Genomic DNA, 19,990 nt, shown 5'->3' with positions numbered 1-19,990 from the left:
TTACCTTATGGAAAACGTTTGGCGTTATCGTTATACCGCTCGACTTCCGCTTGGTTTGGTCTTAAAGCGCCATGCTCCGTACCCGTGAAAAGCTCATCGGCTTTCGCGATAGAATCTGCAAACATTTGCTCCGCAGGTACCGTTTGTGGTGCTGTACGCAACCCTTGATAAATCTCTTTATCTGCTTGGCTGCGGTTTAACCCCCCTACTGTCGTGACAACGGGTTTTGCTGCATTTTCTGATCCATTACTCAATTTCCAGCCTGATTTCGTTTGAATATAGCGATTCTGGAAACCTGAATTTTTCGACAATAGCCATTGAATATCCGCAACATATTTTAGAGGTTGTTTAACTTGCTCGGTGGTTTCTAACTCAATGCCTGGCTGAGTTTCTTGCTCAATTACCGGCTTAGTTTCTTTCTTAACCGTTTTCTCACTTACTAATAGCTTACTTTCTAAAAATGACTTTTCAGCAACTTGTGGTTGGTATTGCTTAATGTTTGGGATTTCAAGTGTGGTTTTCACACTTCCCAATGTTTGAACGACAGGTGAAGCTAATTCTATATTCAAAACAGATTTAAATGACGTCGGTAATAATGGTTTTTCATTTCCTTCATCATTGGATGGAACAGAATTGATGCTCGTCGTTTCATGAGGAAAGGCATAGTTATTATTTGTCGTATTATACGTAGTATAAGTATTATACATATTTTCATTATGGCTAGTGCTGCTTGGCAATAACGGTGTTGACGGTGTTAAAGGCGTTGATGGAGAGGCTCTGAAATGCGGTCTACCAGCATCAATTTCATCACCCACCCCACGACTCACCCTTAATGGTGATTCATTGGTTGGAGATTGGGTCTGAGCTGGGGACTGACCTAAATCCATAATCACTTTTAAAGGGCGAATGGTTTCAATTTTTTCCTCCAACGCCAAAAATAGATTATGAATTTGGCAGGCTTTATCCACAAATGCTTGGCTTTTATGTTGCTGATACTCATTAATCGCACCCGCTGCTCGTTGCTCACAACCATGATTCAGAGAACTCACTAAGAAATCGTTGATCGGGCGACTATCAATTTCCTCTTGATTGAAATAAGTCAGGAGGGTTTCTTTGATTGCAGGGTCAACATACTGTTGCTGAAAACGCTGGGCTAATATTTGCAGTTTATCTTGACCCAATCCAGAGATTACCGATTCGATTTTTTTATCGAATGTTTTTTCTTCATTCCCCAGTACATGTTTTGCCTGCGAGTTTTTTTCACCCATCACATGCAGTTTTTTAATTAGGTTTGCGGCGCTCTCTATAAGACCTCTTTCAGCTTTTAATTCTTCCGGTTTTAATAACGTTAATAGAATTAAATTATTCTCTGGGCGATAATTAATCTCTTGTTGAATCAGATTACCACTCGCACCTGCACAGAGTGCCGATAAGATCATTTCCTTTGAAATTGTTGGAAATGCCTCACTTAACATCTGATGAATAATCGTAGCTTGTTTATTATGATTAGCTCGGTGTAATTCATTACGATCTCCGGTAATCGCAACTTGGTCATTTGTTATAGAACGCCCAGGGAAACTATTTTGATCCCCTACCGAATTAACAGCCGAAATTTGTGAGCTGATAGGATTATTACCCGCTAGCGATGTAGTATTTAATGATATATCTGACGAACGTCTTATTTCAGAATTAGCGCTTCCAATAATAGGCATAAAAACTCCTCATAATTACTTATGATTAAAATTAAATAGGATAAATGACTTAAATTACATATTGATCAGACTATTATTATTTTGATTTAAGTCTTTAATTAATTGAATTAATAACTGAACTAGTGTTTCAAAATGACTATTATCTTGACGAAAAGTCTCTAATAAACGGGAAGTACTGCTATTAACCGAATTTTTTTGGGCATCAATGGCTGTTTGTAGGCTCTGCAATTCCTGAGCCATGATGTCACTTCCCCCCCACTCAGCTGATGATTCAACAACAGACTTAAATATTTCACGTATAGGCTTTAAATCAGGGCAGATTTCAATTTTTTCACCCTGTTTCCTAACAATAAATCCTTGACCACTGAGTTTTTTTTCCCAGAATTTAAATTCTGCCTCCGTGTAGTCAAACGTAACAAATGGCTTTGTTTGAGAGTCTTTACTAGACCAGGATTTATAATATGTACTTGGTTCAGATACTCGCATAGCCAGATCTTTAGGAGTAGTGGGTTTATCGTCCGTATATTTTGAAACCGAACCTTCTAATTTGTGTAAAAAATCGAGAGGTTTAAAATTAATTTTGCCGTCTTTCCCTGCCTGGACACAAGAACTCATTAGGCCCACAGCCGTATTAACATCCTGCATATACTCCGTCGATGCTTTAACGATTTCACCGTATTTTTTCTGGTAGTCTCCGTGAATTTCTTCAATTAAATTAAAAGTTGCAGAAATATGGCTACGACCATCCTCAACTAATTGAGAGGCACGTTGAAACTGATCAGATGAATGTTTCATCGCCATCATCATTGAGCGATATTGATCTTTGACTTTATCAAGGTTGCCCGAAACAGCACTCTCACGAAATTGCGTTTCAATCACTTCTGAGCCCAATTGTGCGGCAAATTGAAGACCTTGTTGGTAGACATCTAAAGAGGGGTCTAGTACTAACCCTTCCCCTATAACAAGGGAAGAGTCCTGAGCATCTAGATGCTTGGTCGCTGATCCATTGACTGGTGATTGCGGGTTTAAATGTCTCTGTGTGATGATTTCCATCGTGCTTAACCCCTTACCACGCTTTGGAAGGTACGCAATTGACCTTCACGGATCTCGCGCAGGTGCTCATTCATCTGTTTAACCAAGTCCATGCTTTTATCAATTTGCTTATCTTTATCCGCAGAGACGCTCCGTGCCACATCCGCAACAGATTGCTGCGTCATTTTATTCGCTTCTTCCGCTTTGACATTAACCTGATTCGCTGATGTTGCCATTTGACCTGCGTTGTCAGATAAGCGCCCACCTTGCTCAGCAATCCCCATCTTTGTACGGGTTTTGTTCATAATACGCTCATGTTCATCGCGCTCAGACAGCCCCAATTTATTAGTACGTTGTGCAGCCTCTGCACCACGCTGGTTAGCCAGTGCCTGCTGTGCTGGCGTTGCTTGATCAACGAGTTCCACACTCACACCCTCTTTATTTTTCAGTGTCAGTGAACTGTTTTTTGAAGACGAAGACAGAGAATTTGCATTCAGCTCATTCAAGCGGTCTGCTGCTGAGCCATTTTGGTTCGCCTTAACCAAGTTATTTTTAATTGATTGATTCTGTTGATGGAGAGATTTTGCTTGGAAAGCTGCGCCTGCTGTACTAATTGCCAAGGCAGTAAAGAACCCCGTCAATGCACCCGTGAACATCTCTTTACCTTCTTTGATGGTTGACTCTGCTGCCGCTTCAACCATTTTCGCGTTAAGCATTAAAAATTCGGCACTAATTCTACGGTCCGAAATATTCAGCTCTGCAACCACTTTACGAACTAGCTTAATCAGTTCCAACATGATGTCGCTACTAATGATGCCAACAAATTGCTGAGCTTTTGCACCTTCTAGTGACTTGGTGGATTTCTTATCCAACTCAATCACGTCCGAATTTTTCGATGACCCATCGAAGAAACTGCTGCCAATCATCACTTGAATGGCAAGGGCAATTTGTTTGTAATCAGTTTCATCCAGCTGCTGGTTATTAGCCAATACCTGATTAAGTGTTTTACTTTCTGCGGCGAAGACTTTTTCTACTGCTTGTTGCGTTTGCTCTGGTGTGACGCGAATAAAGCCATATAAATCATTCAATAACGCATTTTTCTCTACTCCGCTTAGCTCAGATAATGCCACTTGCATTTGTGTTGCTGTCATCATTGATGCAGGTACAGATAGTGCAGGTCTATCAATGGCGCTATCCGCAAAATCACTCGAAATATCATTTAGCTGAATATCTTGGCGTGCATTATTTACTGTTGAAAGTTGAGTTTTAGGCATCAGTGAAAATCCAATGCCATTTTGTTGGATCTGTGCAGGTAAATTTAATGATTGAGCGATAGTTGTCATATAAAAATTCTCCAAAATTTAAGCGAAGCGAGCCGTTTTTAGCATATCGACTTTATTGTTATTTGATTGGTGAAGAGTGGTCATCATGCCGCTGAACATTTCCTCAAATTGCTCATGGCTTTTAGACATAGATTTGATTAATGAATTAATGAGCTCCGTCAGCATTTGGATACTTTCATTATTGAGCATCATGCCTGCGAGCATCTCTTTCATATCACGCATCTGAGCAGCTGCTTCTAGACGTAACCCGCCTGAAGTTGCCGCATTAGCAACAGAAAGACCTGCGCCGGTTCCTTTCATACCCACTTCCAAACGCGCCATATTGACGCTTTGCGTTTTTCCTGAAGAAGAGACTTTTTCTACTGTTTTACCAATATCTTTTACGTCATCAAGCTTATCAGCGGCTTTCGCAAGTTTTGTTGTATCACTCACTTTCACCATTTGCCCACCAAGGGAAACATAGTCCGAAGATTGATCCGTCGCCTTAGCAAAGCTTTGAACATCATCGAATTTATCGGCTAGCTTGGTGAATTTTGTCAGTTTCACCATTTCATCCGTATTATCTGCAACGGCCTGTCCCATTTTGGCGCCTTTCGTTGCCATATTGCCCAGTGCATTGGTAAAACTTTTCGGCATCGCTTTCACGGCACTTTTCAGTAAAGTTCCCACGTTCTTCGCCAACATTTTGGTGACGTTGGTTACGGTATTTGCGATGTTTTTAACGAATGAAGACATAGAAAGTAGTGAGATTGCCAAGAATGCTACTGCGGCCAGAACCATTCCCACGATGCTGCCAATCTTTTTGGCTTCCTCTTCTGGCACGCCAAAAGTGATCAGCATATCCGTGACGACACTGGAAATTTCCGTCGCCAACATTTGCATCAAGCTCCCTTGTCCCGTTTCTTCCAAGACAATATCCGCAACAGACATCGCAATACCAATCGCAGCAACCGCCAACGTTAAAGGCGCGGCTGCACCAAATGTAGCAACCGTAGCAATCACAGAAACTGCGAGCATCACATAACTGAAAATCTTACTGGCGCAAGATGCCGCTTTATTAGCGTCTGCCGCTTTACGTTCAGCTTCGGCAGCTTCTTTGGCTTTTTTATCAGAGTCTTTACGAGAGGCTTCATTGATTTTCATCATCACCTCTTCTTGCTCTTTCATGTTGCGGATTGAATCTTCATTCATCGCTTTTTTGAGCTGCGCGGTGAGCATGGTTAACAGCGCAATGGTGTTTTCCCATTTTTCACCATCAACATTCGTTTGCAGTGGTGCAGTCTCTATAAATTGATTTAATTTTTGACGATCTTTATCCGCAATTTCCGCTAGCTTTGTGGAATCGCGCAGCAATGAATCTAATGATGAATTTAGCTGGTCAATCTCATTTTTGAGTACGCTGAGCTCGCTATCGAAGGCTGTAATGTTTGAATCTAACGTTTTTTGCTGTTGGGTAACTTGCTCAATTTCACTCGAAAATTGCGCAATGTTCGCTTCCAACATCACCTCTCGCTGATACACTTCTTCGGTATAAGGTTTCGGGAGTGAATCTAATTGGGCTAATGCTGTTTGGTTTTCGGCTAACTTGGTGCTTAGCTCGGCCAGCTTTTGCTCATTACTTGTGAATAAAGACTCATTTTTCGAGCGCTGGTTAACAAGGTCATTAGATTTAAGATTCAGCGGCTTTAACTGAGCCTTTTTTTCAGCAATTTTGTCATGGGTGTCTTTCAGCTGGTCAGTGGAACCAGCAAATGAGTCCAATAACTCCGCACCTTTTTGGCGTAATGCAGCCGACTCAATATTTAATAACTGCAATCGGTTATTTAACTCACTAATATTACCTTCATGCAATAACTGGCGGATGGTTGAGAATGTTTCAATCAGTACCGCATTGGCATTGAATCCTTTAGCTTGCTGAGCTTCTGGTGACATTTTCATTGCCGACATTTTAGGCTTTACTAGCTTTGGAAGATGCTCTGAACGCTGACGTTTCATTTGCTCTGAAGACATCAGTTCACCACATGCCTCTTCTAAGGCTAATACCGCTTTTGCAGTCGCCTCACCTAGCTCCAAAGGATTATTCCCTTGCAAGAAGGTGTGAATATTATTAATTCGTTCATTACCTGAAGCGTGACTTACGCCTGGCATGGTGACTTGACTCATGGTGTTTCCTTCTCTAGGTATTAGAGTTCGATGACTCTGATGACTCTGCCTTTTCGATGTTTGCCTTCAAAGCACTCAAATAAGCTTCTGATTTTTTCTGTAAATCTGCATCAAGACTGTTTTCAATTACGCTTTCAAAACAGTGGATTGCCGCACTGCTCTTCTTCAGCATCAAATTGCACTGCCCTGCATGGAATAATGGTCGGTAATCATTTTTCGCCAAAACAAAGGCGAGTGCGTATAATTCCGTTGCTTTCTCATAACGTTTTGTTAATTGATAAACAGCCGCTAACCCCATGACATAGTCAGTGTTATAAAAATCGTAAATACTTAAAAAGCGGAAAAAGGTTTCTGCTTCTTCTAACTTGCCTTGCTGATAAAATTCATAAGCGTAGGCATAAATGCCATCCATCGTGGTTTGTGGAATACCATGAATATCTTTATACGTTGCCCCATCCATGAGTGCCGTGGTAATTCCGTCGAGTAATGCTTCCATTTCGATTTGAGTGCTGTTAGTTTGGGTACTGCTTGTTTCTGTGTGGTTCATATAGTCACCTCGTTATTAATACGTGATATATGATGCAAACTGCTCTGTTGCATCATAATTAATCAAATTTCTCATTTCTTATAAAAAACGATTCAATGTATGAATAATTAATTCATAGCGTCATAAATTTATGATGAAATTAACTTTTCCAATGCTTCATCAACATCTATTCCTAATTTCTCTAATTCCACGCGGATCAGCCAAGTAATTATTTGCATAACATCCTGTAATCCATTTTCATCAATAAAGCTGTTCTTTTTATAATTTCGCCATATTTGACGAGCCAAAATAATATCTCGTACTACAGGTACATTCTGTTGCTCTGCATATTTAATAACGGCTTTCGCTTGTACCCCGCGAGTTTTTAACATTAAGAAAGGCAGTGGTGCGACATTCGAGTCATAGTAAATTAACATGGCAATGTGTGTCGGGTTTGCCATAACGAATGTCGAGTTTTTAATATTTGACTTCACTTCCTCTGATAATATTTCTTGGTGTAGCTCTTTACGTGCGCTTTTAATGTGGGGATCACCTTCATTATCTTTGTACTCTTTTTTGACTTCCTGTTTTTCCATTTTTAGGTTTTTAATAAATAAGAAAAACTCTGCAATTGCATCCACCAAAACAATAATGAGCGCCACTGCAAGAAAGACAAATACAAAGATAATACAAAGAGTTACCCACTGTGTAGTCATGCCATTTATCGTGGTTCGATATAACATGAAAATTTCGTGCCGCCACACCACAAAAAAAGTGGCAGCGGAAACACTAAAGACCAATAAGTACAAAATGGCTTTAATCAGCTCTTTAAGCGAATTTAAAGAGAATATTTTTTTAAATCCGGCAATTGGGTTTAATTTTGTAAAATCGAGTTTGATTGCCTCGGTCGCTAATCTAAACCGACTCTGCAATAATGAAATAATGGTGCCTGACAAAAAACAGGCAATCAAAATAGGTACCACTATGCTCAAAAATATTTTTGAGAATTGCCAAAGTAAATTATCGATATGAATATCATGTGGGTTTAATAATAATTTTTTCATTAACCCACCCAGTTCATATAAACTGGACATTCCGCCAATAACAAATGCACCAGTGACTAAAACAATTGCTGCTATGGTGTCCTTACTTTTATAACTTTGTCCTTTTTTGGCAGAGTCTTTTATTTTTTTGTCGGTAGGCTTTTCTGTTTTTTCAGCCATAGCACAGCCTCATAATTCCGTATCAATAATCATTAAGGTGAATAAAAAATAGTTTTTAATGGCGATATCGAAATCATATTGACCAAAATATCTGGAACTTCATTTTGGAAATAAAGTAAAAATACAATAAAAGCAATAATCGACTTAATTGCCAAAGACAATGAAAATGCGTTTAATTGCGGACAAAAACGGGAATATAACCCGAGCGCTACTTCCGAAATAAAGAGTGTCACAATAATCGGTGCCGTTAATATCACTCCGTTCACTACTGCCTTATTTATCCATTCCCCTAACGGTAAACTATTGAATGACGTAAACCCATGAGCAAAGGGCAATAATTGGTAGCTTTGCGCAAATACGTTGGCGAGTTGGTACATGCCCCCTTGCGCCAAAAACACCATACACACGATATAACTGATAAATACTGCTAATTCAGAGGCTTCTGTACCACTCGCAGGGTCTACAATACTACTAATGGTTTCTCCCCGCTGGGTATCTATCAACTCGCCGATAACATTGGCAATCATAAATGGCAGCCCTAAAATTAGCGCCAATACAATGCCAATACTGATTTCGTAAATGAAAACCTCACTGAGGCTGATTTCATCCCAATTTATTTCGCGAGCGGTAAGATAAGGCCACATTCCTAACGCCAAATACGCAACGACACAGTTTTTAATGATCCCACCATTGAGTAATTTATTACTCAAAAAAGGCAGGAAGAACATCACAGGGGCAATGCGCAACCATGCAAACGCAATCTTCACTAGCCCTTGTTGGAAATTAAAATACAAGGACGACGCTAATGAGAGCATCTCCTGGTTCATCCAAATAACCCTATCGCAGGCAGAGCGGTGGTCATGACTTCAATAGCGTAATTCATCACTTTATCCGCCAGCCAACCTGAAATCATAAACAAGGAACCAAATACGGCTAATAGCTTGATACCAAAAGGTAATGTCTGTTCCTGAAGTTGGGTCACGGTTTGTAAAAGCCCGACTAACAACCCCACGACCGTCGCCACAATCACAGGAATCGCTGACAATATGACGATCAACAACATCGCTTTATTACTGACATAAATGATTGAATCCATTTTCTATTCCCTTACGTCAATGCTGTGCGAGTTCGAAATACTGCATCACCAGCCCTTTCGAAATCAGTGACCATCCATCAATTGCCACAAACAAAATCAATTTCACTGGCACTGAGATAGTCACGGGACTCATCATCATCATACCGAGTGCCAACAGAATGCTTGAGATCACCAAGTCGATAACCACAAACGGTAAATAGATATAAAAACCAATTTCAAACGCGGATTTAATTTCACTCAATGCGTAGGCTGGCAGTAATGAAAATAGCGTTGGCGCCGCTTGCTCTTCTTGTACCTCGGCTTCCGTTTTACCCTGCTGAATAGACTCGAAGAAATTCACTAATTGAGGATCGGAATATTTCACTAAGTAATCTTTATAACGCCCTAGTCCGTTATCAACGAAGTTGTCGATGGATTCCACATTGCTAAAATCCACGCTTTCGTGGCGCATGTAATTGTTCACATCTTGCAGCACAGGCATCATCACAAAAATAGACAGTAATAAGGCGATACCATTAAGTGCCATCGTCGAAGGGACTTGTTGTACGCCCATCGCATTGCGCACCATAATCAGCACAATCGAGATTTTTAGATAGCAAGTTCCCGCTGCAATAATAAAAGGTAGCAGTGTGGAAAAGGCGATAAGGACTAATAAAGGTATTTCATTCGGAACCGTTGGCATGCTTATAACCTTTTATCGCCTAAGCTTACCAATCGCTTAATTTCTAAGCCTAATTCGTCACTATCACCAATATAGGTCAGCTCGCCTTCTGCGATCAGTTGCTTGTTGGCATACACCTTCACTTCACGTTCTTTATTTTCACCAATTGAGTAGATTGCTCCCGGCTGGAGTGAATCCAATTCCTCTACACTGATGTCTGAATGACCCAATACAAAGGTCAGTTTGACCGTGAGGTCGTGCAAATTAAAAGGACGAACAGTTTCATCAACAAACTCCTCTTCCACCGCAGAATCTATCTGTTCGTCATCCGCTGTCATTAACTGCTCAATCATAAAAATGCCTTCTTGTTGTTTTTGAAAATGGGCCAATACACGCCCTGCAACGGTCATATCTAATTGTAATTGCTGAATACGCAGCACATCGCCAAGCGCGATAGACTGCAAAATTTTGCGACTGATATGGCTATAACCTAAAATCCAGTCGGCTTGCAGCTTAAGCTGCTCGGCTATCCCGTTTTGCGCCTTACGCTCGATTAGCCCTTCAATAGGCTCAGCTAACAGCACAATGCCAAGTTTCTTTTCTTTCACCGTGAACCTTGGTTGTAGGAGCTGTTCATCATCAATAATCTCGACGCCATGACAACGGAATTGCTCGGAGAAAAACGCCTTTCCGGTATTTTCATAAGTAAAAACTTTGCATAAGCTTTTGGTATCTAAAAGATTCCATGCGTAATGAGCCAACTTAGGCCAGCGGTGACGGCACCACTCTTCAGCATTCACCAGCACTTGAGTTTTCTGCTTTTTACTGTGTAGAGTGACTTGAAAATAGCGCTCTCCAACTTTGGGAATATGCATGTCTAAGTCCCATTGAAAACGCTGCTGCCACTCTCTCACCTGCTTTTCTCGGTGGCTAATTCGATGAATGTTTAGCATTAGGACTCCTCATCTTGCTGATGCTGTTGCTGCCGTTGACGCTGTTGACCTTCCTGCTCTTCACGTCGGATTACCATTTTTTGTTCACCTGTCCATAAATGCTGGTTGTCTTGCAAAGCCTGCTGAACCTCATCGCTTTGCGTTGATGCCACCACCTGATCTTTGTTGGTACTCGCTAAAGCAAAAGAGACCGTTGGTGCATTTTGCCATTGGCTAAAGGTGTAACTCAGTGTGCGAGAAGGCACCGTTTTGAAACTTTCAACTTCGGAAGCTGCCATCAATTCAGCGACTTTGTTTACCATTGAAGAGGCTTGCTGTGTGTGTGTTGAAGTTTGAGAAGCCGAGGTTTGAAAAGTAGAAATTTGAGGCGTCACCGCCAGTGGCTTTTCCCCCATCTCTGCACGCACTTGCGTTAAAATGTTTTTGGTAATATCCATTTCATCCGGTTGAATCACTTCTGATTTTTCAATATTGAAGCTTTTCATATCAGGAAAATGTTGCGGTGCCGGGCGCTCATTTGGTACAGGACGCTCATTTGGCACAGGTCGGCTTTCGTGACTCGCAGAGGCATTCTGCCCCTCAAAATCATGCTGAGCTTGCATAACAGGCTCAGTCACAGAGTGAGTTTCACTCACTAAACTTGATTGACCATCACGCAAAGGTGATTTCAATACCGCGATATCCACAACTTCAGTCTGCTGCGCTAATGGGATGCTCATCCATTGGGTCTGCTTGACACTTGTCGGGTTATCTGACAAAAAGCGAGCCGCTTTTTGTTCTATAGTTTTTGTTTTAACGGTCTTCGCGTTAGTTAATTGACCAATCGATACCACCTCAACATTGGCGTTAAACGTAATCTGAGGAATATCATCTTCACTCACCGCTTGCCCTAATAAGTCATCAGGTTGTGCACTTAGTGAATGGTTCGCTTCGCTGTTGTTTTTATCTGAGCCATATTCTGCAGAGAGAAATGCCACTTTCACGCCAGAGTGCATATGCTGGATTTGAGTCGGTAAGTTCAACAGAACGGGTACTGCCAACTCCTCTACTGGTTTTTTAGGCTTTTTATTATTACCGGTCACTTGAGTCAGTTTTTTTTGAACAATATCCTGAGCCGCTTTTTTGACTGAATGCTGCTGACTGCCCTGATTTTGAAAACCCGGTTTTTGCTGGTTATATTTTTGATGATTAAAACCAAGTGATGAACTTTTAGCTTCCATTACGGAATTAAATGTATTGTCACTGGGCAGTGATTTTATTGTCGACATGAACAAACAGCTCCTCGATTTCATTTTGTTGCTGACGCTCTAATTTTAACCACCGCGCCCTACGTTGTTGCTTGAGATATTTTCGGAATTTCTCGCACTTATTACGCAAAATGAACGTCCGTTCAGTCATTTGCTGCTTCAATAAATGGTACTTAGATAATTCAGCGTTGATGTTTTCTATCTGAAATTCACATTGGGCGATTTCTGATAAAACCACGGCTTTTTGCCGTTGACGTTCCCAAAAATCCATTTGGGTTAATTCTTCAGATTTTTCATACACCCCAACTTGTAGAGTTAATATGGCGATCCGTTGGTGGATATCTTGGCGCTGTTGCTGCAACTGCAAAATGGCGATTTTCAGCTTGCTTTGCTCTAACTGCACTCTTTCGAGACGCTTTTCAGTCAACGCTAATAATTGATTAATCATCAGGATGCCAAATGGTGTAATTGGGCTAACATTTCCTCAAAGCCCTCTGACTCATCCATGTTTTGTTGTAAGAAATGATTGATATCCTGCTGTTTATCTAAAGCACGGTCATTTTCTTGGCTTTCACCTCGCTGGTATTCCCCTAATTCGAGGTACAGCTTGATCTGCTCTAAGCGAGATAAATTTTCACGAATATCGACAGCAAATTGGCGATGTTCTGGCGTTGTTACCTTCTGAAAAACACGGCTAATACTGTGCAAAATATCAATCGCAGGGTAATGTCCTCGCCCCGCAAGTTTATGACTGAGATAAATGTGTCCATCCAAAATAGAGCGAATTTCATCTCCGATAGGATCGGCTTCTTCCTCGCTTTCTAATAACACGGTGTAAAACGCAGTAATAGAACCCTGTTTTACGCGCCCTGGACGTTCGAGTAATAACGGAAGTTGCTCGAAAACAGAGGCAGGATAACCACGACGTGCAGGAAGCTCTCCTGCCGCAAGAGCCACATCGCGCAACGCCCTTGCATAACGGGTCATCGAATCGACATACAATAAAACCTGTTTTCCTAAATCGCGGAAATATTCCGCCATCGCTGTCGCCAATAAGGCGGCATTACAACGCTCAATCGGCGGGCTGTCGGAGGTGGCATACACTAAAATGGTTTTATCCGCATGGGGGGACTGCTTGAGTTCTTCAATAAACTCAATCACTTCTCGCCCACGCTCACCAATCAGTGCCACGATATGAATATCCCCGTGAGCGTGATTAATCAGCATGTTCATTAAGGAGGTTTTACCGCTACCCGCGGCTGCAAAAATACCGATACGCTGACCTAACCCGCACGTGAGCAATCCATCGATAGCGCGAATTCCTGTGACCATCGGTTCATTCACCGGACGGCGTTTATTCACACTCACTGGAGGATTATCAATGCGTTGCAGCTTGGTTTTTAACTGGGTGATTTCGCTATTTTTCTGACTTAATGCGCCTTCTAATTCCCCAGCAGCATTAAAAATATTCCCAGCAAGATGCTCCCCCATTTGGAATACAAATGGGTAGCCACTTGGGCGAATAACCACTTCACGAGTGAAGCCCTGAGCACGGCCAATGAGGCTCAAAACAGTTAGCCCTTCTTTGAAGCCTATTACTTGCGCTTTGGCGATAACTTTTGGCTGTGCCAATGACTGCTCAATAAAGCAGATCTCGCCAATAAATACGCCATTCAATGGAGCTTCAATCAGGCATCCATGAATGCGCACAGGATGTGCGCAAACGTCAAAAAGTTTCATCATCAATTACGATAATTGCAGACGCAATTCGTTAACGCGTTCAAAGAATTCTTCAAAAGAATCAGCAAATAATTGCATGTCATCCAATGAAGTCTCCTTTAATACCGCGGACAGCACCAAGTTATTTTCCATAATATTGAGTGCAGGTTGCCCTGGATAAAAATTACGTGGTACATATTCTAAAATGCTTTTTAATAATGAAGCGTGGGATGCATCGAGCCGGCTGTAATTACATTCCATTAAGCTGCACCAAATAATTAAATCATCCGATGACAAATCAATATTAATCGCAGGTACATCACTCATTTCGAGTTGAATATTGGAATGGCAATCAAGCTGCGGATTCACTAAATCACTGCGCCCCATGGCATTTAAAAATTCATTCAATTTTTCGACAAAACGGTATTTCATTTACGTATTCCTTATATCGTTTTAATAACGTTGACCTTCACCATTTCGGAAACCTCATTAAATGAGAGCACCTCAAGTTCAGGGAAACGACCTTCTAAGATTTTTTTCACAAACCGGCGGATATCCACAGGTACCAGTACATTGACATCTCTAACAGATAAGTAACTGTTTTCTAATGCCAATTCAGCAGCCTGAATAAGCTCATTGCTTTTTTCAGGTTCTAAATGCAAATAAACGCCACCAGATGATTGACGGATACCTTGGCGAATGGTGTCTTCCAGTTCGGCATTCACCATTAAGACATTCAAACGCCCTTCCACCGAGAAACGGGATGAGATATAACGCGCCATTGAGCTGCGAATGTGCTCTACCAGCATCATGCTGTCTTTCTCTTTGGGTACCCATTGCACTAAGGTTTCAATAATTAGCTTCATATTGCGCACCGAAATTTTTTCCATTAATAAACGTTGAAAAACTTCCGTGACTTTTTGTACGGTGGCGTGGCGATAGCATTCTTTCAGTAATTCGGGGTACTTTCTTTCAAGATCATCCAGTAAATTTTTAGTTTCTTGGATCCCGAAGAATTCATTGATGTGGCGTAAAAGCAGCGTACTAACGCAATCAATCATTTCCGTTACGTCATCGCGCACTAATAGACCGAGTTGCTCGACGTTTTCGCTGTATTGGTTGTCAAACCAGGTGCTGACTGAACCATATTCATCGGTATATTTGATGAGTTCCATACCAAGGTATTCCAGCTCATCATTCGCTGTTAGTAAGCGTTGACCATGAAAATAGACATCGTATTCACCCGCTTTTACTTCGTTTATTAGCACCACAATTTTGTTTTCTGGCACGATAGGCGAATAGTTAATGGCAATATCTGGAATGCGATATCCATAACGAATAAACACATCTTTTTTCATGCGAGATAGAAAATTATTATCTTCTAGATGCTGCTTATATTGCTGATTAACCGAGATAATGACGGGTAAAGTTTCAGGAATATACTCATCGTCGAAATCATCATTCGCGCGCTGAGTTTCCCCTTCAGTGGCTTCGGTTTGCAGATTTTCCTCACCCAATTGCTGCTCTTTTCGCTGTGCTTTACGCTTTTTAAAATAGCGAGTGGCAAATAACCCCATCAGCAATGCCGCAAGGAATAAGAAAATGGCGGTTGGAAATCCGGGTAAAAACCCCATGAATAGCACGATAAATGCGGTGATCAGGATGGTGAAATCATTGTCAAAAAGTTCAGAAACAATGTTTTCACCCAAGTTTTTATCATTGCCACCCACGCGGGTCACAATAAAGCCCGCACTGATAGAGATAAGAAGCGCTGGAATTTGTGCGACCAACCCATCACCGATGGTTAATAACGTGAAGGTATTTAATGCCGTGGAGAGATCCATGCCTTGCTGAGCCGTACCCACGGATATTCCGCCGATTAAGTTGACGAAAATAATCACGATACCGGCAATGGCATCCCCTTTGATGAACTTCATCGCACCGTCAAAAGAACCGAATAATTGGCTCTCTTTTTCCAGTTCGCCACGTTTAATTTTCACGGTCGCTTCATCGATAACCCCGGCGCGTAAATCCGCATCGATGCTCATCTGTTTTCCGGGCATCGCATCCAAGGAGAAGCGAGCTGCCACTTCAGCAATACGTTCTGAACCTTTAGTGATAACAATAAATTGCACGATCGTCACGATGGCGAATACCACCATTCCTACCACTAAGTTGTCCTGAATAACGAACTCACCGAAGGTATCGATAATGTCGCCAGCATCTGCTTCAAGCAGAATAAGTCGGCTGGTACTAATAGAGAGCGCCAATCTAAACAGCGTGCTAATCAGCAAAATAGACGGGAAGGATTGGAAGTTAAGAACGCGCGTAATATAAAACGAGCTCATAAAGATCAGCACCGAAATCATAATGTTCAGTGCAATCAATAAATCGACCAAGACGGTAGGTAACGGAATAATCAGCATCGCAATAACCATCACCATGATGACTAGCACCATCAGCTCAGGGCGATTACGGATCTGCAATAAAAATCCGGTTAAGTTTTTCATGAAATCGTGTATTTCCTGTCAAATTAGGGTTGTCGACGTAAGCGCTGCTCTTGCGCCAACAGTTGATCCATCTGTATTTTTAATTGGTCGAGTAATTCATCACGCGCTTCCAATGAGTAAAAAATGGCAACTGGGATAATTGAAAACGCAATAATCAGAAGCTGAACAAAGCGAGCACGTAGATCCGTGGTCATGGCACTTAATTGTTCCTGAATAAAATTCACCAGCTTGTCATTGAAACTTTCTTGGCTACGGATCCCACTGGTAAATAATTGGCTTAGCACCTTCTCCAATTGGCTCTGCGGCAAGAGGTTTTGTGACAACTGTTTTTGTGACAAGCTCGCTTGCTGGCGAAACAGACCCGATTGGAGAAATTGCTGACTAAATGTGCGGTCTAGTGACTGCAATTCACGCAGACGACCAATTCGTGTAAAGAAGCTGCCAAACTCACTGATATTGAGGTCTCCCAGCGGCAGTGCTTGTAAGTCACACGCCAAGGCCCTTGCGAGATAACGCATCATGTTTTCCCGTTGAATCAGTTCCATTTCTTCTACCCACTGTTCGTATAAATAGACCACTGGACCGTCATAACCGATAAATTCGCGGTATAAGGTGCGTAAGTTCCCAGCACTTTCACGCAGAGTTTGGGCAAACGCTTTGGCAATTAGCGCGATGTTTGCCCCTGCCTGCGCCGTACGGTTGGTATCTTCCGTTAGCAGTAACCGCTCTAACTCTTGTAAATGATCAATCTGCTCCTGCTTGAGTTTTTTACGGTTGATAAGCGCGGCAAGCACCATCAGTAAATCGCTAGGATCAGAGAAAAACTGCAATAAAAAGGCGCGTAGCTGCTGAGGTGTCATCAACTGACGATTGAGTATTCCTTCAATCTTCAGCACTTTTTCGTCCGCATTGTTTTCTAAGATGCGCTCAGCAAAGCGCATCCACTCCTCTTCTTGCCCTTTTTTCGAACCGCCTCGACGAACATGGCTCGCGGCCAACATCGCCATCGAAGCGTATTCGCTGGAACTGTCAATCACCCCCGCACCACGCGCAGCTTCATCGGAGTCATCACTGCTTTTCGTGGCTGTACGACTCTTATCTTGTGCGTTCAGTAGCGTGCGATTGCTATAGCTCAGCGGGGTTATTGCCATGAATCCCTCATGTATTGCTGGAGAAACTGTACAGTTCCATGCAGTTGGCTATCTTTTTGTGTAATACGGGCTTTCTCGGAAAATTGTCTCCCATCCCACACTTCGTTTTCATCCAATAAACGCGGCTGGATTAAAAAGATGCGCACCATTTTTTGTTGATTGGTCGAACTATGGCGGAATAAGCCACCCACCCAAGGAATATCACCAAGAAGAGGAATTTTGCTTTCATTTTCAATATATTGGTCGCGGGTATAACCACCGATTAATAAACTGCTATCTTTGGCGATACGTGCCACGGTATTAATGCTGGTACGGTTAACCGTCGGAAGCCCTTCAACGCTGGACGTTTTACCGCTGCTATCACGGTTCTCTGCACCGTCTTCGATATTGACTTCCATTTCAACACTTTGGCCGGCTGAAATGCGCGGCATGACGCTGATCATCGTGCCGTAAGTGACAGATTCGAGAGTTGCGGTACGTTCACCTTGTAGCTTGGCGTAGAAACTGGTGTTGTTATCAAACAGCGCAGGAACGTTTTCTTGGGTCAGTAGCACCGGACGCGAGACAATTTGGCTATTACCATTTTTGCTTAGCGCATCAATTTGTACTAAAAACTTGCTGCTATCGGGTAAAGTGCTTCGATTGAAAGAAACAGAGCCACCGCCTACGTTAAAAGAACCGACTTCCCAATTGACCCCTAAGTTATCTAACTCAGAACGCGTGATATCGATGATCCACAAAGAAAGCTCCACTTGGCGGCGGCGGTTATCTAATGTTTTAACCAAATCGCGGACGTAACGGATCTGCTCAGGGCTACCTTTCACAATCAGGCTGTTGCTGTCAGGATGGGCAACCAGAGAAAAGCTACTATTTGATGCGCCACCACGTTTGACGGTGACTTGGCGATTTTCAGGACGAGCGCCACCAATGGGTGCATCCATCAAGGCATCAATTTCATCCCCATCGGTATTGAGCTTTGCAGGTAAAATTTCGAGGGTTTCTTCGACGCTACTGCCCCCATTTTTAAACAGGGAACTGATCACCGATAACATGCCGGGAACCGTGATCGATTGGCCACGTAATGAGTAACTTCGATCGCTTACAGAGGCATGCTTCAGCGGGAGTACCGCAACATTACCACTGGTTTTTTCTTCTTGTTTGCGTTGCTCGCCAAGATACAACGCGGCACCTTTAATCAACTCAACATAGAGCGGCGGTCCCGACACAAATAACATCGTGTCGCCACCTTGGGAACGAACAGGAAAACGCGCATCATAGATGCCATTACGTTGAATATAGCTGAGAACTTGCTGGCTACTGACTTTATGAGTTGGAATAATCAGACTACGCATTTCACTATTATCATAGACATAAATGCCTGCACCATCGTCATACCAGACTAACGCGATACGACGCGTTAAGGCTTTAAACATTTCATCGGCATTCGCGAGGTTAAAATTTCCCGTCACTTTTTTCTGGGATGCCAATTTACTTAAAATAATCGGCTTGTTAATTTGTTCCGCTACAGCATCAAACACTTTGCCTACCGCGATATTATTCGCGACAAACGTGTCTGCACTTCTTTCTTGTGTTACCGGCTCTGCAATCATCATTTCTGATTGCGCGGTATTGATATTTACACTCAGTAAAAACAGCGAGATAAAAACCGCCATTAATTTTTTACTGTTCATATAACGTTGCTCCAAGGTGCCTTATTTCTGATGGGGTTAATCCCAATTCTTTTTTCAAATCATTCGTGAAGTGAGAGGCGGAGCAGTAACCTGCTTCTAACCCAACATCTAAAATAGAACTTTCACTTTCAATTAATTGCAAAATGGCCGCCCCCATACGTACGCCCATAATTTTGCGTTTAGCGGTTTTATTAAAGTTTTCTCGGTAGAGTTGTCTAAAATAAGAAGCGGAAATGCCGTAACGGGCACACAGTTGATTAATATTGGCGTTTTTGTCTTGCTGAGCGGCTGAAATTAAAAAGCGCATCATTCCATACGCTTCATAGCGTCTTAATACATCACACCAATCATCAAATAACGGCTGCTTTTTAATGATCAAATCAATTACGATATTTTTAATTAAAACAGGTGCTGATATTTCATCGTCAAATAGAATGAATTCACCTAGTTGGTTTTCATCACTCTCTCTGGTGGCTTTTTTTGCAAGAAAGGATTGCCCCATTGCAGTATCAATAATAGCCAGCGTTTCAACGAGTTCAGATAATTCCATTGTATAGATATCCCATAAGGCTTTATCTTCAATCGTTAATTCATCCAAACCGCAAACAAAGATAGCGGGTTCTTGTACTTTAATATTTAAATTTGTATACCGAGATTTATAACAAAGCGTCGCTTTCGCTTTTACTGTGGTTACAGTTTCTATTGAGGTTATAGTTTCTTTTGGTATTGACAAGACCAATACGTCTTGTAAAGAAAAGCAACTATTTCTACTCGCCAATAATTTAGCAATATCTTCATTCGACATTATAAATAGACCTTATCCATTGATTTTTACTTGATATAGGTTCATTGATTAAATATAAAAAAACAAATGAATACTCTGGAATAGTTTGGAATTAACTATAAAAATAAAGGGTGTGAATGAATAAGATAAATTCAGCTGACTATATTATGTTCTTATAT

Annotated in this window: 18 protein-coding genes; all 18 read right to left on the bottom strand. The window is 41.8% G+C overall.

The annotated features are described in order from the left end of the window. Nucleotides 1–5 precede the first annotated feature (5 nt). Nucleotides 6–1,712, bottom strand: a complete 1,707-nt coding sequence (locus tag GKR71_RS15690; RefSeq protein ID WP_154609574.1) for a hypothetical protein — start codon at nucleotides 1,710–1,712, stop codon at nucleotides 6–8. 54 nt (nucleotides 1,713–1,766) lie between these two features. Next, nucleotides 1,767–2,765, bottom strand: coding sequence for a hypothetical protein (locus tag GKR71_RS15685; protein WP_154599852.1), 999 nt, complete (start codon nucleotides 2,763–2,765; stop codon nucleotides 1,767–1,769). Between the two features lie 5 nt (nucleotides 2,766–2,770). Beyond that, a complete protein-coding gene (locus GKR71_RS15680) occupies nucleotides 2,771–4,087 on the bottom strand; it encodes an IpaC/SipC family type III secretion system effector (protein WP_036949958.1) in 1,317 nt (438 codons plus the stop codon). Between the two features lie 18 nt (nucleotides 4,088–4,105). Beyond that, entirely contained in the window at nucleotides 4,106–6,250 is a 2,145-nt protein-coding gene (gene sctE / locus GKR71_RS15675) for a type III secretion system translocon subunit SctE (RefSeq protein WP_154634538.1), read from the bottom strand. A 13-nt stretch (nucleotides 6,251–6,263) separates the two neighbouring features. Further along, complete coding sequence (gene sicA, locus GKR71_RS15670) at nucleotides 6,264–6,797, bottom strand: type III secretion system translocator chaperone SicA (protein WP_051422582.1); 534 nt, start codon at nucleotides 6,795–6,797, stop codon at nucleotides 6,264–6,266. A gap of 128 nt (nucleotides 6,798–6,925) precedes the next feature. Further along, entirely contained in the window at nucleotides 6,926–7,999 is a 1,074-nt protein-coding gene (locus tag GKR71_RS15665) for an EscU/YscU/HrcU family type III secretion system export apparatus switch protein (RefSeq protein WP_154634537.1), read from the bottom strand. 32 nt (nucleotides 8,000–8,031) lie between these two features. Continuing rightward, a complete protein-coding gene (gene sctT, locus GKR71_RS15660; protein WP_036949956.1) occupies nucleotides 8,032–8,826 on the bottom strand; it encodes a type III secretion system export apparatus subunit SctT in 795 nt (264 codons plus the stop codon). After that, nucleotides 8,823–9,095, bottom strand: a complete 273-nt coding sequence (gene sctS, locus GKR71_RS15655) for a type III secretion system export apparatus subunit SctS (protein WP_036949954.1) — start codon at nucleotides 9,093–9,095, stop codon at nucleotides 8,823–8,825. Before sctS ends, sctT begins: the two co-directional genes overlap by 4 nt. 16 nt (nucleotides 9,096–9,111) lie before the next feature. Beyond that, on the bottom strand, nucleotides 9,112–9,777 hold the full coding sequence (locus GKR71_RS15650; protein ID WP_036949952.1) for an EscR/YscR/HrcR family type III secretion system export apparatus protein: 666 nt from the start codon (nucleotides 9,775–9,777) through the stop codon (nucleotides 9,112–9,114). 2 nt (nucleotides 9,778–9,779) lie between these two features. Next, a complete protein-coding gene (locus GKR71_RS15645; protein ID WP_036949950.1) occupies nucleotides 9,780–10,709 on the bottom strand; it encodes a FliM/FliN family flagellar motor switch protein in 930 nt (309 codons plus the stop codon). After that, the gene (locus tag GKR71_RS15640) at nucleotides 10,709–11,977 is read right to left on the bottom strand and encodes a SpaN/EivJ family type III secretion system needle length determinant (protein ID WP_154634536.1); all 1,269 of its coding nucleotides are present in this window, start codon (nucleotides 11,975–11,977) and stop codon (nucleotides 10,709–10,711) included. Before GKR71_RS15640 ends, GKR71_RS15645 begins: the two co-directional genes overlap by 1 nt. Then, entirely contained in the window at nucleotides 11,949–12,404 is a 456-nt protein-coding gene (locus GKR71_RS15635; protein WP_036949946.1) for a hypothetical protein, read from the bottom strand. The genes GKR71_RS15640 and GKR71_RS15635 overlap by 29 nt, the downstream gene beginning before the upstream one ends. Further along, complete coding sequence (gene sctN / locus GKR71_RS15630; protein WP_108478767.1) at nucleotides 12,404–13,696, bottom strand: type III secretion system ATPase SctN; 1,293 nt, start codon at nucleotides 13,694–13,696, stop codon at nucleotides 12,404–12,406. Before sctN ends, GKR71_RS15635 begins: the two co-directional genes overlap by 1 nt. Before the next feature lie 6 nt (nucleotides 13,697–13,702). Then, a complete protein-coding gene (locus GKR71_RS15625) occupies nucleotides 13,703–14,107 on the bottom strand; it encodes a type III secretion system protein (protein WP_036949943.1) in 405 nt (134 codons plus the stop codon). A gap of 11 nt (nucleotides 14,108–14,118) precedes the next feature. Continuing rightward, nucleotides 14,119–16,185 (bottom strand): EscV/YscV/HrcV family type III secretion system export apparatus protein, encoded by a 2,067-nt coding sequence (locus GKR71_RS15620; RefSeq protein WP_036949941.1) that lies wholly within the window; start codon nucleotides 16,183–16,185, stop codon nucleotides 14,119–14,121. Nucleotides 16,186–16,208: 23 nt separating this feature from the next. Then, nucleotides 16,209–17,336: a type III secretion system gatekeeper subunit SctW gene (gene sctW / locus GKR71_RS15615; RefSeq protein WP_036949938.1), complete on the bottom strand. Its 1,128-nt coding sequence runs from the start codon at nucleotides 17,334–17,336 to the stop codon at nucleotides 16,209–16,211. Next, the gene (sctC, locus tag GKR71_RS15610) at nucleotides 17,327–19,027 is read right to left on the bottom strand and encodes a type III secretion system outer membrane ring subunit SctC (RefSeq protein ID WP_108478664.1); all 1,701 of its coding nucleotides are present in this window, start codon (nucleotides 19,025–19,027) and stop codon (nucleotides 17,327–17,329) included. The genes sctW and sctC overlap by 10 nt, the downstream gene beginning before the upstream one ends. Beyond that, nucleotides 19,017–19,832 carry an AraC family transcriptional regulator gene (locus tag GKR71_RS15605; RefSeq protein ID WP_036949931.1) on the bottom strand — a complete coding sequence of 272 codons (816 nt, stop codon included), beginning with the start codon at nucleotides 19,830–19,832 and terminating at the stop codon, nucleotides 19,017–19,019. The genes sctC and GKR71_RS15605 overlap by 11 nt, the downstream gene beginning before the upstream one ends. Between the last annotated feature and the right edge of the window lie 158 nt (nucleotides 19,833–19,990).

Origin of the sequence: Providencia sp. wls1922 (genome assembly GCF_009706505.1) — a bacterium.
GTDB classification, from domain to species: Bacteria; Pseudomonadota; Gammaproteobacteria; order Enterobacterales; family Enterobacteriaceae; genus Providencia; species Providencia lanzhouensis.
This window is presented reverse-complemented; position numbering and strand designations above follow the sequence as displayed.